Raw genomic sequence first — 13,073 nt, 5'->3', positions numbered from 1 at the left:
GAGACGAATATTAGAAATATTTCGGAACATTCTTGCAGGCGCCTACATTCCAGTCCAGTACTTTTTGTGGGCCTCCCTTTTTATGCCGCGCTCTGAACTGCCGTTTCGCAATGCCGTGCTCACGGGCGCCTGTGGTGGCCTGGGCCGGGCTTTGGCGCGCGAGTTGCTGGCTGCGGGTGCCCAGGTGGCGCTGGTGGGCATGAACCGCCCGGTGCTGGAGGCCCTGGCGGCCATCGCCCCGGACCGTTGCGCCGTTTACACCCCGGATGTGGCCGACAGTGCCGCCATGCAGGCCATGGCGGTCGACTGGATCGGGCGCGCCGGTGTGCCCGATCTGGTGGTCGCCAATGCCGGCGTGGCTGGCGGCTTTGACACCGCCGAGGCGTCGGACCTGGCCGTGATGCGGCGCATGCTGGAGATCAATCTGCTGGGCCCGGCCACCACCTTTCAGCCTTTTTTGCAGACCTGGCGCGGGCAGGGCGGCGCGGAGCGTGGCGCACTGGTCGGTGTGGCCAGCATCGCCGGCTGGCGCGGCATGCCGGGCAACGGCGCCTACTGCGCCAGCAAGGGCGGCCTGATCCGCTACCTGGAGAGCCTGCGCGCCGAATGCCGGGGTAGCGGCATCCGGGTGCACACCGTGAGCCCGGGCTATTTGCGCACGACGCTCACGGCGGGCAACCGGTTTGCCATGCCCGGCCTTCTGGAGCCGGGGGACGCGGCTCGGGCGCTGCTGGATGGTGTGGCGGCCGGGCGGGAACACATCGTGCTGCCGCGGCGCATCGGCTGGTTGGCGAACGCGCTGGGCTGGCTGCCCGCACGCTGGCACGACGCTCTGTTGCGTGGCCAGCCACGCAAACCCCGCGTCGGCGAGTCGGGTGCCACGGACATTCCCGGGCTGGGGCCTCCTGCCCGTTGACGCCACGATCCGAACGACCGCTGACCCAGAACACAACCAGAACCGAGGAGACCCCTTCCGATGGCCGCATCAGCCCCCCTTGCCAGCACCGCCCCGCCGAGCGCCACCCGGCAGATGATCGCGCTCATCGGCGCGGGCCCCTCGGGCCTGGCCGGCGCCCGCAACCTGCAGAAACTGGGCGTTCCTTTCCAGGGCTTCGAGGCCTACAGCGACGTGGGTGGGCTGTGGAACATGGCCAACCCGAGCTCCACGGTCTACGAGTCGGCACACCTGATTTCCAGCAAGCGCATGACGGAGTTCACCGAATTTCCCATGGCCGAATCGGTGGCCGACTACCCCAGTCACCGCGAGCTGCTGGATTACTTCCGCGCGTTTGCCCAAGCTTTTGACCTGTACCGGCACTACCGCTTCAACACCCGCGTGCTCAAGGTCGAGCCGGTGTCCGATGCCCCCGACACGCTGTGGCGCCTGACCACCCAGACCGGTGACGCGGCGCCCGAGGTGGCCGAATACAAAGGGGTGGTGATCGCCAACGGCACCCTGGCCGAGCCCAACGTGCCGAAGTTCACGGGCGCGTTTTCGGGCGAGCTCTGGCACACCGCCCACTACAAGCGCGCAACGCAGTTCACGGGCAAACGCGTGCTGATCGTGGGCGCGGGCAACTCGGGTTGCGACATCGCGGTGGACGCGGTGCATCACGCCAGCAGCGTGGACATTTCGGTGCGCCGTGGCTACTACTTCGTGCCCAAGTACGTGTTCGGCAAGCCGGCCGACACGGTCGGCGGCAAGCTCACCCTGCCACCCTGGCTCAAGCAGCGCATCGACAGCACCATCCTCAAGTGGTTCACTGGCGACCCGGTGCGTTTTGGTTTCCCCAGGCCGACCTACCGGATGTACGAGTCGCATCCGGTGGTGAACTCGCTCATCCTGTACCACATCGGGCACGGCGACGTGGGCGTGCGCGCCGACATCGAACGGCTCGACGGCCCCACCGTGCACTTCAAGGACGGCACGGCGAAGGACTACGACCTCATCGTCACCGCCACCGGGTACAAGCTGCACTACCCCTTTCTGGACCATGCCCTGCTCAACTGGCAGGGCATGGCGCCACAACTCCACCTCAACATCTTCGCGCCCGGTTTCGACCGCTTGGCGGTGCTGGGGATGGTGGAGGCCAGCGGTCTGGGTTGGCAAGGCCGCTACGAGCAGGCCGAGCTGGTGGCCCGTTACCTGAAGGCGCTGGACACCGGTGGGCCACAGGCCACCGCGCTCCAGGCCGCCAAGCTGGGGCCTCCCCCCGACCTCTCGGGCGGCTACAGATACCTGCAGCTCGAACGCATGGCCTATTACGTCCACAAGGACACCTACCGCAACGCGGTCCGCGCCGCCGCGCAGGCCTTCCAGTAAGCCCACCGGAGCCCTGCCATGCTGCCTGTCGACGAGATCCGTCTGAACTTCAACCCCGCCGCGCTGGTGGCGCTCAACGCGGTGCTGGCGTTCCTGATGTTCGGCATCGCGCTGGACACCCGTGTGGAGGACTTCCGGCGCGTGCTTCGCATGCCGCTGGCTTTTGCGGTGGGCGTGGGGGCGCAGTTCGTGGTGCTGCCGGCCATCACCTACGTGCTCACGCTGATGCTGGGCGTGACGCCCAGCGTTGCGCTGGGCATGATCCTGGTGGCCTGTTGTCCGCCGGGCAACATCAGCAACATCCTCACGCACCGGGCCAAAGGCAACGTGGCGCTGAGCGTGTCGATGACGGCGGTCTCCAACGCCATCGCCATCGTCGCCATGCCGCTGAACTTCGCGTTCTGGGGCGGCCTGCACCCCACGGCCTCGGCGCTGTTGCGCACCATCTCGCTGGACCCGCTGGAGATGGCGGTGCACATCCTCATCATCATCGGCCTGCCCTTTGCGCTGGGCATTGCCTGCGCCCACCGTTTTCCCAGCTGGACAGCGCGCTTCAAGAAGCCGATGCGGATACTGAGTTTCCTCACGCTGATCGCCTTCATCGTGGGAGCCATCGCGGGCAACTGGCGCTATTTCCTGGACTATGTGGGTCTGGTCATCGTCGCGGTGGCGCTGCACGATGCCCTCGCCTTTGGCACCGGTTGGGTCTGCGCACGGGCATTCGGCCTGGCCGACTACGACCGCCGCGCGCTGTCCATCGAGGTGGGGATCCGCAATGCCGGCCTGGGTCTGGTGCTGGTCTTCGGCTTCTTCGGCGGACTGGGCGGCATGGCGGTCGTCGCCGGTGTCTGGGGGTTCTGGGACATCATCGCCGGTCTCGCGCTGGCGAGCTGGTGGGGCCGGCACCCGCCCCTGACGGCGCAGGAGGTGGCCCCATGAGCGCAGCGCCGGGCCGTTCCCAAGCAAGCTCGCACCGCAGCCCGCAGGGCGAAGGTACACCAGTGAGCGCAGCGCCGGGCCGTTCCCAAGCAAGCTCGCACCGCAGCCCGCAGGGCGAAGGTACACCAGTGAGCGCAGCGGGGGAACAAGCGGCCACTGTGCGAGCCCGGCGGGTGCTGGTGACGGGCGGTGATGGTTTCCTGGGACGCGGCGTGGTGGCTGCATTGGCGCGGCGCGAGGGCACCGACGCGGTGGTGGCGCTGGACGTGCGCGAGGTGCCGGCCGAGCGCCGCGTGCCGGGCGTGACCTACCACCCGCAGGACGTGCGCGACCCGCTGGTTGCCGACACCCTGCGCGAGCACGCGATCGACACGGTGGTCCACCTGGCCTCGATCGTCACTCCCGGCCGCGGTTCGAGCCGGGCCTTCGAATACGACGTGGACGTCAACGGCACGCGCAATGTGCTGCAGGCCTGCCTGGCCGCGAACGTGCGCCACATCGTGGTTTCGTCCAGTGGCGCTGCCTATGGCTACCACGCCGACAACCCGGCATGGATCACCGAGTCCGATGCCTTGCGCGGCAACGACAGCTTCGCCTATTCGCACCACAAGCGGCTGGTGGAAGAGATGCTGGCCCAGTGGCGGCAGGAGCACCCCGCGCTGGCGCAGACGGTGCTGCGCATTGGCACCATCCTCGGCGAGCGGGTGGACAACCAGATCACGGCGCTGTTCGAAAAGCCGCGCCTGCTGGCCATCCGGGGCAGCGACAGTCCGTTCGTCTTCATCTGGGATGAGGACGTCACCGGCGCCCTGCTGCGTGCGCTGGAGGGACTGGCACCGGGCTGCTACAACCTGGCGGGCGACGGGGCGCTGACGCTCCAGCAGATCGCGGCACGCCTGGGCAAACGCACCCGCGTGTTGCCGGCCGGTCTGCTCCAGGCGGCACTGGCCGTGGGCTCACGCCTGGGGCTCACGCGCTATGGCCCTGAGCAACTGGATTTCCTGCGCTACCGGCCGGTCTTGCTGAACACGGCGCTCAAGCAGCAGTTGGGCTACGTGCCGGCCAAGACCAGCGCACAGGCCTTCGACGCCCTGGTGGCCGCTCGGGCGCGGCAGGGCCGGCCGCTGGCGCAGGGGCCACAGGCGTGAACGCCACGCCCCTGTCAACGGGCGACCTGTTGCGCGCCTTCGCCGTGATCGTCATCTGGGGTCTGAACTTCGTGGTCATGAAGCTCGGCCTGCAGACGCTCAGCCCCATGCTGCTGGGCGCCTTGCGCTACGTGGTGGCCTCCTTGCCGTTCCTGCTGTTCGTGCCGCGGCCGGCTTTGCCCTGGCGTTTCCTCGTGGCGTACGGTCTGGCCCAGGGCGTGGGGCAGTTCGGTTTGTTGTTTCTCGGGCTGCACTGGGGCATGACGGCGGGTATGGCCTCGGTGGTCATGCAGACACAGGCCTTCTTCACGCTGCTCATGGCGGCAACCCTGCTGGGCGAACCGGCCCGCCGCTCGCAATGGCTGGGACTGGGCATCGCCTTTGCCGGCCTGCTGCTGATCGCCGGCTCACACGGCGAGGGTGCGCAGCAGATGACGCTGATCGGCTTCGTGCTGACCGCGGGCGCTGCCTTCATGTGGGCGGTGTCCAACCTGGTGGTTCGTCGGGCCACGCAAACGGGCAGCTACGAACCCTTTGCCTTCATCGTCTGGAGCAGTCTGGTGCCCATCCTGCCGTTCTTTGCGCTGGCGGCCTGGGTCGACGGGCCGCAGGCTGTGGGGTCGCAACTGGCCGGGTTCGATGGCAAGGCCGCGTTCGCGGTGCTCTACCTGGGCCTGCTGGCGACCCTGCTGGCCTACACCTTGTGGACCCGCCTCCTGCAACGCCACCCGGCCGGGCGGGTGACGCCGTTTTCGCTGCTCGTGCCGGTGGTGGGGCTGCTCGCGGCCACGTACTTTCTGGGCGAGCGGGTGGCGCCTTGGCAGTGGGTGGGCACGGCGGCTGTGCTGACCGGGATGGGGGTCAACCAGCTGGGTGGCCGCTGGGGCCGGGGCGGGCGCTGACCCGCACCCACCGGAGCGGATTCAGCTGGCGAGGGCGGCTTTCACCGCGGCCGAGACCTGGCCCATGTCGGCCTTGCCGGCCAGGCGGGTCTTGACCGCGCCCATGACCTTGCCCATGTCGCCGGGGCCGGTGGCGCCCAGCTCGGTCACGATGGCCTTGACCTCGGCGGCCACTTCCTCTGCCGACAGTCGCGCGGGCAGGTAGGCCTGCAGCACCTTGATTTCGGCGGACTCCTTGTCGGCCAGGTCCATGCGGTCGGCCTTGGTGAAGGCTTCGACGCTGTCCTTGCGCTGCTTGATCAGCTTGTCGACGATGGCGATGACCATGGTGTCGTCCAGCTCCACGCGCTCGTCCACTTCCTTCTGCTTCATCGCGGCGGTCAGCAGGCGGATGGTGCCCAGGCGCTCGCTGTCCTTGGCGCGCATGGCGGCCTTCATGTCTTCGGTGATCTGTTCTTTCAGGCTCATGGTGTGCTCTCGTTCAATCGCAAAACCTGCGATTTTCGCAGACGGTCTTGTGGATCAGGTGTTTTCGAGCGCCAGCAGCTCGTCCACCGTCTGCCGGCGCCGGATCAGGCGGTGCGCATCGCCATCCACCAGCACCTCGGCCGCGAGAGGGCGCGTGTTGTAGTTGCTGGACATGGACGCGCCATAGGCTCCCGCGTCGTGCAGCACCAGCAGGTCGCCCACGCGGGCTTCGGGCAGCTCGCGCGTGAGCACCACGCCGCCTTCGGCCTGGGTGAACACGTCGCCCGACTCGCACAGCGGGCCGGCGACCACGGTGGTGGTCTGCGGGCGCGGGGTGTCATCGGCAGGGATCAGGCTCATGCCGTGGAAGGCGCCGTACATGGACGGGCGCATCAGGTCCGAGAAGCCCGCGTCCACCAGGGTGAAGCGGTTGCCGCCCATGGGCTTGGTGGCACGCACCTCGGTGAGCAGCACGCCGGCCTCGGCCACGAGGTAGCGGCCGGGTTCGATCTCCAGGTGCACCGCGTGGCCGAGGTGGGCGCCGATCTCGCGCCGCGCGGCGTCCCAGAGGCTGAAATAGTGCGCGGTGTCGATGGGCGCTTCACCCTCGCGGTAAGGGATGGACAGGCCGCCGCCGGCCGAGATGGCCTGCAGGTCGGCGCCGCAGCCCTTGACTAGGTCCACCATGGCGCTGCACACCTGCTGCAGGTGGCCGTAGTCCACGCCCGAGCCGATGTGCATGTGCAGGCCCACGAGCCGCAGGCCGTGCTGCGCCACCGCGGCCAGCGCGGCGGGCAGCTCGGTGTGCCAGATGCCGTGTTTGCTGTGTTCACCGCCGGTGTTGGTCTTGTTGCTGTGGCCGTGGCCGAAGCCGGGGTTGATGCGCAGCCAGACCGCGTGGTCGGGCGAGACGGCGCCCAGCTGGTGCAGCATGTCGATGGAGCCGGCGTTCACCGGCACCCGGTGCTCCACCACGGTGGCCAGCGTGGCCTGGTCGAACAGGTCGGCGGTGAAGACGATGCCGGAGGCGCCTTGGGCGTCGGGTGCTGCGGTGTACCCAGCGGCCAGTGCGCGCTCGATCTCGCCCCGCGAGACCGCGTCCACCACCACGCCCTGCTCGCGCATCAGCCGCAGCAGGTGGGTGTTGGAGTTGGCTTTCTGGGCAAAACGGATGGTGTCGAAGGCGCGCAGGTCGGCGATGCGCTGGCGGATGGTGGCGGCGTCGTAGACCCACAGCGGGGTGCCGTGCTGGCGGGCGAGGGACTGGAGGAGGGCGGGGGCAAAGGGATTCATGCCGCCGATGATCCGGGTTTCTTTCATATTGAGCAATGCCAGATAATCGCGTTGTCATTCAAATTTGATATGAAACTGACCCACCGCCAGATCGACTTCTTCCGCGCCGTGATGGGCACCGGCCACGTCACGCGCGCGGCCGAGTTGCTGCACACCTCGCAGCCGACGGTGAGCCGCGAGCTGGCGCGGCTGGAACAGGTGCTGGGTTTTGCCCTGTTCGATCGGATCAAAGGGCGCCTCAAACCCACGGTGCGGGCGCTGGCGCTGATGGAGGAGGTCGAGCAGTCCTACGTGGGGCTGGAGCGCATCGCGGCCACGGCGGTGGCGCTGCAGGCCTATGCCCAGGGGCGGTTGCAGCTGGCCTGCCTGCCCGCGCTGTCGCACGCGCTGTTGCCCGACGCGGTCCGACGGTTTGTGCAGCGACAGCCCGCAGCGGCCGTGAGCCTGACACCCATCGAGTCGCCCCAGCTGGAGGCGGCGCTGGCCGAGCAGCGCTTCGACCTGGGCCTGTCTGAGCGCTTTGAGGCGCCCGCAGCCTGCACGCTGCAGACGCTGCTGGTGGCTGACGAGGTGTGTGTGTTGCCCGCCAGCCATCCGCTGGCGTGCAAGGTGCGGCTGGCGCCGGACGACTTCGCGGGCCAGTCCTTCATCAGCTTCGCGCCGACCGACCCTTACCGTCAGCAGGTGGACGCGCTGTTCGCGGCCGCCGGGGTGGAGCGCGGCCTGCGGCTGGAGACGCCGAGCGCGGTGTCGGTGTGTGCGCTGGTGCGCCAGGGGCTGGGTCTGGGGATCGTCAACCCGCTGACGGCGCTGGAGCTGACAGGGGAGGGCATGGTCGTGCGGCCGCTGTCGGTGAGCATCCCGTTTCATGTGGCGCTGATCCGGCCAGCCTGGCGGGCCGAACACCCGCTGCGGGGCGCTTTTGAGGCGGCGCTGGCCGAGGCGGTGGATGCCTTGCAGGCGCGGCTGGCCCGGACCGTACAGACGTAAAAAAACCCGCTGCAGCGTCCCGAGCGGGTTTTTTGTGCGCCCCGGCAGGCCGGGACAGCGATCAGTACAGCTTCTTGGGCAGCTGCATCGAGCGCACGCGCTTGTAGTGGCGCTTGACGGCGGCGGCCTTCTTGCGCTTGCGCTCAGCGGTGGGCTTTTCGTAGAACTCGCGGGCGCGCAGGTCGGTCAGCAGGCCGAGTTTTTCGATGGTGCGCTTGAAGCGACGCAGAGCGACGTCAAAGGGCTCGTTGTCTTTTACACGGATGGTCGTCATTGAAGAAGAAATTCCAGAATGCACAGAAAGAGGATGAACGGGAAGATCGGGCCCAGGCATCGTTTCTGCAAAGTTCCCCCGCCTGTTAACTAGTATTGGCCGACGGGGGTTTGCCAGCAAAGCCTTGGATTATAGCCTTGTCACGCTGATTTTCCAGCCCTTTGCCGCCTTTCATGGGCGCCAGCGGCCGGCTTCAGGCGGTTTTCTGTTCCGAAAGGGCCACGGCGCAGGCGTGGGCACTGGCCCAGGCCCACTGGAAGTTGTAGCCACCCAGCCAGCCCGTCACGTCCACCACCTCGCCGATGAAGTACAGCCCGGGCTGCTTCGACGCCATGGTCTGGGACGAGAGTTCGCGCGTGTCCACGCCGCCGAGCGTGACCTCGGCCTTTTTGTAGCCTTCGCTGCCGGTGGGCGTGAGTTCCCATCGCGAGAGGCGTTCGGCCAGCCGGGCCAGGGCCTTGTCCGAGGCTTCGCTGATGGGGCGCTGCCAATCCTTGTCCTGCGCCACCCAGGCATCGGCCAGCCGGCTGGGCACGAGGGCGGCCAGCTCGTTGGCGATCAGCTTGCGCGACGTGGCCTTGGCGCGCGCCAGGGCCGCGGGCAGGTCCACCTCGGGCGCCAGGTTGATGCGGATCGGCGTGCCTTCGCGCCAGTAGCTGGAAATCTGCAGCACGGCCGGGCCGGAGAGGCCGCGGTGGGTGAACAACAGGTCTTCGGCGAAGGACATGCGGGTCTTCTTGTCGCCGGTCTCGATCAGCACCGGCAACGACAGTCCGGACAGACCTGCATACGGTGCCCAGGCTTCGCCATCAAAAGTGAGCGGCACCAGACCGGGGCGCGGCTCCACGGTGCGCAGGCCGAACTGCTTCGCCATTCGGTAGCCGAAATCGGTGGCGCCGATCTTCGGAATGGACAGGCCGCCGGTGGCGATCACCACCGCGCGGCTCGACACCGTGCCGCGCTCGGTGTCGATCTGGTACGAGCCGTCGCCCGCCACGCGCAGGGCCTTGACGCCGCAGGGCTGCCAGCGTTGTACGCCGCCGGCCTCGCATTCGGCCAGCAGCAGGGCGATCAGGTCTTCGGCCGAGCGGTCGCAGAACAGCTGGCCCTTGTGTTTCTCGTGGAAGGTGATGCCGTGTTTCTGCATCAGCGCGATGAAGTCGGCCGGCGTGTAGCGCGAGAGCGCCGAGCGACAGAAGTTCGGGTTCTCGCTCAGGAAGTGTTTGTGCGGCGCGCGCGGATCGATGTCGCGGTTGGTGAAGTTGGCCCGGCCGCCGCCCGAGATGCGGACCTTCTCCGCGACCTTCTCGCTGTGGTCGAGCACCAGCACACGCAGGCCGCGCTGGCCCGCGACACCGGCACAGAAAAGACCGGCCGCACCCGCGCCGATGACGATGGCGTCGAAATCTTGCATGGCGCGCAGTGTAGGCGCACGGACCGGCGGGGGTGCTCTACCGTCCTCTGCTGCGTTCGGCCAGCACCGCCGCCTTGCGCGTGAGCCGGTCGATTTCGCCGGTGATGTCCGACAGCACGTTGGCCACCACGGCGAATTCGCGGCCGTGTTGCCCGGCCCGCGCGGCCATGACCTGCGCGTTGAAGCTCACCACCTTGGCCTCCTTGGCCACGCTCTGGATGTCGTCCACGATGCCCACCAGTTCCTTCATCAGGGCGTCCGAGTGGGCCTTGGCGACCTCGTCGAACGCGGTGGTCGCGGTGTTGAGGGCTTCGAGGATGCGATCGGTGTGACCGACCAGTTCGGCCGTGGTGGCGGACACGCGCGGGCTGTGCGCCTCGATCTGGTCGAGCGCGCTGCGCATGAGCTGCATGAAAGCCTGCACGACGGGGCCGACCCCGCGCGGGCCCTGGTAGGTTTCGGTGATCTTGCGCGCGCTGGCGGGATCGAGCTGTGCGGTGGTGGCCTGCAGGTGTTGCTGGCTTTCGGTGAACATGCGCAGGCTGCGCTGGGCGGCGCGGTGCCATTCGGCGTCACCGCTGGCGGCCAGCACGGTCTGCAGGATCATGCGCTGCGAGAGCATGCGCTGGCGCGCGGCGAGGTTGACCAGCGACAGGCCGGCGATGTGGTCCGGCGTGTCCTGGCGCGATGGGGCGGGGCTTCGGGTGGCGAGTTGTGTCATGGCCGACACCAAGCAATCGCCGGGCCACCGTTGAGCATGTCTTGGCGGCGCACGGCTTTGCGCCCGCGAAACGCCCAGGCGGCGCGCGACAGCGGCAGATCCATCGCGGCTCAGCCGGTCAGGCCCTTGGTGCGGCGGAACAGGTCGTGTGGGTCGTACCGGGCCTTGAGCGCCGCCAGCCGGTCGAGGTTGGCCCTGCCGTAGGCCGCCTGGATGCGTTCGGCACCTTCTTCTTCGGTCAGAAAATTGATGTAGGTTCCGCCGGTGGAGCAGTCCCGGGTGGCCTCGAAACAATCGCGCGCCCAGCCGATCTGGGTGCTGTCGTCTTCGGGCTTCTCCCAGGAGGCCGCGATGTTGAGCACGTAGGCGGCGTCGCGGTTGCCGGCGGGCGAATGGCCGGCGCTCTGCTCGCCCAGTGCGCCCTGGATCTGGAACATCAGCAAGGCCGAAAACGGCGAAGTGATGCGCCCGGCGTGCTCCACCGCCAGGTCCATCAGCGAGGGCCCGATGTCCGAGAGGTAGTGCGATTTCCAGTAGTAGCGCCGGCCCTTGGGCTGGGTGGCGTCGAGCAGGCTCTGCATCTGCACGTAGGGCCGCCGCATCACCGTGTCGGCCACCGGCCGGGCCACCTCGCGCAGGGGGGCGAGCAGGGCGTTGGCCTCGGCCGCGTCGCCGGTGTGGCAGACAAAGATCGCGGCCATCGGCTGGCCGTGGATCTCGGGCGGCAGCCAGGGCGCGGGCGGGGCGACACGCAGCACCGCCACGCTGGTCATCTCCCGCGGCGCCCGGGCACTGACGTCGCGGTAGGCCTGCAGCACCTGGCGCGCGTCGGCACCGTGCCAGGCGATGGCGCCGCCCAGGATCTCGGGCCCGACCGGGAACAGCCGGTACTCGAAGGCGGTGACGACGCCAAAATTGCCGCCCCCGCCACGCAGGGCCCAGAACAGCTCGGCGTGCTCGTCGGCAGACGCCCGCAGCACCTGGCCGTCGGCCATGACCACCTCCATCGAGACCAGGGTGTCGCAGGTCCAGCCGTGGCGGCGTGTGAGGTAGCCAAAGCCACCGCCCAGCGTGAGCCCGGCGATGCCGGTGGTGGACACGAAGCCGAGCACCGCCGCCAGCCCGTGGAGCTGCGTCTCGCGGTCCAGGTCGGCCAGGGTGCAGCCGGCCTGCGCGCAGGCCGTGCGCCCCGCCGGGTCCACCCAGATGCCGCGCAGCAGCGACATGTCGATCATCAGGCCGCCCTCGCTGGTGGCCAGGCCGGCGATGTTGTGGCCGCCCGAGCGCACCGACAGCAACAAGCGGTGCTGCGCCGCGAAGCGCACGGCCTGCACCACATCGACCGTGCCGGTGCAGCGCGCGATCAGCCCGGGGCGGCGGTCGATCATGCCGTTCCAGAGCTTGCGTGTCTCGTCGAAGGCGGCGTCCTGCGGCGTCAGCAGCACGCCCCTGAAGCCGGCTTTGAAGGCCGCGCAGGCGTCGGCCGGAACCTCGACCGGGCGGCCGTCCAGGCCTGTCAGATGCATGTTCATGGTGTTTCTCCTGATGGTCAGTGGGTGGTTGAAGGAGCCGCCGGGGCCCCGGCGCTGTTGTCGTCGCTGAAGTGCACCGCCGCTGCGGGCGCGCGGTTCACCCGGAGCTGGAAGATGTCGGGGCGCGCGTAGTGCCCGCTGACGTCGAGCGCCCGCCGCGCCGGTGCCACGCGCGCGGTGTCGATCTCCGCGTACAGGATGCCGGCCTCGCACCGCATCGGTCCGGCAACCACCCGACCCTGCGGGTCCACCACGGCGGAGTCGCCGGCGTTGATCCATTCGTCCGGGTCCGGGAACAGCTGGGCGCGGCCGGGGAAATCGTCGGGGATGTCGCTGCCGCGCAGCGCGACACCGCTGCCGATCACCCAGCACCGGCCTTCGAGTGCGATGTGCCGCAGGGTGCTGATCCAGGCGTCGCCGCAGTCGTAGGTGGGCGCCACATACACCTGTACCCCCTGGGCGTAGAGCGCGTAGCGCGCCAGCGGCATGTAGTTTTCCCAGCAGATGAGCGTGCCGATGCGCCCGGCCGGCGTGTCCACGGCGCGCAGGCCCGAGGCATCGCCGAAGCCGTGCACCATGCGCTCCGGGTTGGTCGGCATGAGCTTGCGGTGGCGGTTGAGCACCTGGCCATCGGGCCCGATCACCACCACGCTGTTGTAGAGCGTGCCGCCCCCGGTGGCGCGCTCCGCCTCGCAGAGGCCGCAGACGACCGTGACGGCCTGCTGGCGCGCCGCCTCGCACAGCGGGTGCAGGTCGCCGGCGGCCAGGTCCACCGCGTGGGCCTGCAGCTGGGCGTGCAACTGCCCCATCAGGGCGCCGTCCCTGCCAGCGGCGAGCCGCCAGATCCAGGCCGGATAACCGGGAATGAACGACTCCGGCAGCACCACCAGCGTAGCGCCGGCGGCAGCGGCTTCACCGACGGCGGCGATGGCACGGTCCAGGGTGGCACGCTGGTCGAGCAGCACGGGCGGGCGCTGGATGATGGCGACGGTGGTCATGGCTGGTTCCTTGGGGCGCTCCGGGCTGGAGACGTCCCCAGATTGCGCGTGACAGGCCGGCTTGACCAGTC

General features: G+C 68.8%; 13 protein-coding genes. 6 read left to right on the top strand and 7 right to left on the bottom strand.

What is annotated here, in order from left to right; genetic code table 11:
- The first annotated feature begins 82 nt into the window (after positions 1-82).
- From ACN5W5_RS13670 to ACN5W5_RS13650, 5 genes are read left to right on the top strand one after another with little or no spacing between them, the layout of a single operon-like run.
- A complete protein-coding gene (locus tag ACN5W5_RS13670; protein WP_420049043.1) occupies positions 83-916 on the top strand; it encodes an SDR family NAD(P)-dependent oxidoreductase in 834 nt (277 codons plus the stop codon).
- 60 nt (positions 917-976) lie between these two features.
- On the top strand, positions 977-2,323 hold the full coding sequence (locus ACN5W5_RS13665) for a flavin-containing monooxygenase (protein ID WP_420049042.1): 1,347 nt from the start codon (positions 977-979) through the stop codon (positions 2,321-2,323).
- Positions 2,324-2,341: 18 nt separating this feature from the next.
- Entirely contained in the window at positions 2,342-3,262 is a 921-nt protein-coding gene (locus ACN5W5_RS13660; RefSeq protein WP_420049041.1) for a bile acid:sodium symporter family protein, read from the top strand.
- Entirely contained in the window at positions 3,259-4,410 is a 1,152-nt protein-coding gene (locus tag ACN5W5_RS13655) for an SDR family oxidoreductase (protein WP_420049040.1), read from the top strand. Before ACN5W5_RS13660 ends, ACN5W5_RS13655 begins: the two co-directional genes overlap by 4 nt.
- Complete coding sequence (locus tag ACN5W5_RS13650) at positions 4,407-5,312, top strand: EamA family transporter (protein ID WP_420049039.1); 906 nt, start codon at positions 4,407-4,409, stop codon at positions 5,310-5,312. Before ACN5W5_RS13655 ends, ACN5W5_RS13650 begins: the two co-directional genes overlap by 4 nt.
- A 21-nt stretch (positions 5,313-5,333) precedes the next feature.
- Here the strand turns inward: ACN5W5_RS13650 and ACN5W5_RS13645 are convergent, their stop codons facing one another.
- Positions 5,334-5,780 (bottom strand): GatB/YqeY domain-containing protein, encoded by a 447-nt coding sequence (locus ACN5W5_RS13645; protein WP_420049038.1) that lies wholly within the window; start codon positions 5,778-5,780, stop codon positions 5,334-5,336.
- A gap of 54 nt (positions 5,781-5,834) precedes the next feature.
- Positions 5,835-7,073, bottom strand: coding sequence for a diaminopimelate decarboxylase (lysA, locus tag ACN5W5_RS13640; protein WP_420049037.1), 1,239 nt, complete (start codon positions 7,071-7,073; stop codon positions 5,835-5,837).
- Between the two features lie 69 nt (positions 7,074-7,142).
- Between lysA and ACN5W5_RS13635 the strand changes: the two genes are divergently transcribed.
- Positions 7,143-8,063, top strand: coding sequence for a LysR family transcriptional regulator (locus ACN5W5_RS13635; protein WP_420049036.1), 921 nt, complete (start codon positions 7,143-7,145; stop codon positions 8,061-8,063).
- Positions 8,064-8,124: 61 nt separating this feature from the next.
- Here ACN5W5_RS13635 and rpsU read toward each other — a convergent pair whose 3' ends face one another.
- The 5 genes from rpsU to ACN5W5_RS13610 all read right to left on the bottom strand — a co-directional run bounded on the left by rpsU (position 8,125) and on the right by ACN5W5_RS13610 (position 13,002).
- Positions 8,125-8,337: a 30S ribosomal protein S21 gene (gene rpsU / locus ACN5W5_RS13630; protein WP_056273869.1), complete on the bottom strand. Its 213-nt coding sequence runs from the start codon at positions 8,335-8,337 to the stop codon at positions 8,125-8,127.
- Positions 8,338-8,530: 193 nt separating this feature from the next.
- Positions 8,531-9,751, bottom strand: a complete 1,221-nt coding sequence (locus ACN5W5_RS13625; RefSeq protein WP_420049035.1) for an NAD(P)/FAD-dependent oxidoreductase — start codon at positions 9,749-9,751, stop codon at positions 8,531-8,533.
- Between the two features lie 37 nt (positions 9,752-9,788).
- On the bottom strand, positions 9,789-10,472 hold the full coding sequence (locus ACN5W5_RS13620; RefSeq protein ID WP_420049034.1) for a methyl-accepting chemotaxis protein: 684 nt from the start codon (positions 10,470-10,472) through the stop codon (positions 9,789-9,791).
- A 110-nt stretch (positions 10,473-10,582) separates the two neighbouring features.
- Positions 10,583-12,004, bottom strand: a complete 1,422-nt coding sequence (locus ACN5W5_RS13615; RefSeq protein WP_420049033.1) for an FAD-binding oxidoreductase — start codon at positions 12,002-12,004, stop codon at positions 10,583-10,585.
- A 17-nt stretch (positions 12,005-12,021) separates the two neighbouring features.
- Positions 12,022-13,002 carry a carbon-nitrogen hydrolase family protein gene (locus ACN5W5_RS13610; RefSeq protein ID WP_420049032.1) on the bottom strand — a complete coding sequence of 327 codons (981 nt, stop codon included), beginning with the start codon at positions 13,000-13,002 and terminating at the stop codon, positions 12,022-12,024.
- Positions 13,003-13,073: the final 71 nt, after the last annotated feature.

Source organism: Hydrogenophaga sp. ZJX-1 (genome assembly GCF_048590325.1).
Lineage (GTDB): Bacteria > Pseudomonadota > Gammaproteobacteria > Burkholderiales > Burkholderiaceae_C > Hydrogenophaga.
Note: the sequence above shows the minus strand (reverse complement) of the source record. Positions and strands in the feature narration are given on the sequence as shown.

What these genes read in the sequence shown, in the direction of transcription:
- ACN5W5_RS13635 (WP_420049036.1), top strand. Translation starts at nt 7,143, where the DNA reads ATGAAACTGACCCACCGCCAGATCGACTTCTTCCGCGCCGTGATGGGC.
- ACN5W5_RS13620 (WP_420049034.1), bottom strand. Translation starts at nt 10,472, where the DNA reads ATGACACAACTCGCCACCCGAAGCCCCGCCCCATCGCGCCAGGACACG.
- ACN5W5_RS13660 (WP_420049041.1), top strand. Translation starts at nt 2,342, where the DNA reads ATGCTGCCTGTCGACGAGATCCGTCTGAACTTCAACCCCGCCGCGCTG.
- rpsU (WP_056273869.1), bottom strand. Translation starts at nt 8,337, where the DNA reads ATGACGACCATCCGTGTAAAAGACAACGAGCCCTTTGACGTCGCTCTG.
- ACN5W5_RS13670 (WP_420049043.1), top strand. Translation starts at nt 83, where the DNA reads ATGCCGCGCTCTGAACTGCCGTTTCGCAATGCCGTGCTCACGGGCGCC.
- ACN5W5_RS13615 (WP_420049033.1), bottom strand. Translation starts at nt 12,004, where the DNA reads ATGAACATGCATCTGACAGGCCTGGACGGCCGCCCGGTCGAGGTTCCG.
- ACN5W5_RS13610 (WP_420049032.1), bottom strand. Translation starts at nt 13,002, where the DNA reads ATGACCACCGTCGCCATCATCCAGCGCCCGCCCGTGCTGCTCGACCAG.
- ACN5W5_RS13655 (WP_420049040.1), top strand. Translation starts at nt 3,259, where the DNA reads ATGAGCGCAGCGCCGGGCCGTTCCCAAGCAAGCTCGCACCGCAGCCCG.
- ACN5W5_RS13645 (WP_420049038.1), bottom strand. Translation starts at nt 5,780, where the DNA reads ATGAGCCTGAAAGAACAGATCACCGAAGACATGAAGGCCGCCATGCGC.
- lysA (WP_420049037.1), bottom strand. Translation starts at nt 7,073, where the DNA reads ATGAATCCCTTTGCCCCCGCCCTCCTCCAGTCCCTCGCCCGCCAGCAC.
- ACN5W5_RS13665 (WP_420049042.1), top strand. Translation starts at nt 977, where the DNA reads ATGGCCGCATCAGCCCCCCTTGCCAGCACCGCCCCGCCGAGCGCCACC.
- ACN5W5_RS13625 (WP_420049035.1), bottom strand. Translation starts at nt 9,751, where the DNA reads ATGCAAGATTTCGACGCCATCGTCATCGGCGCGGGTGCGGCCGGTCTT.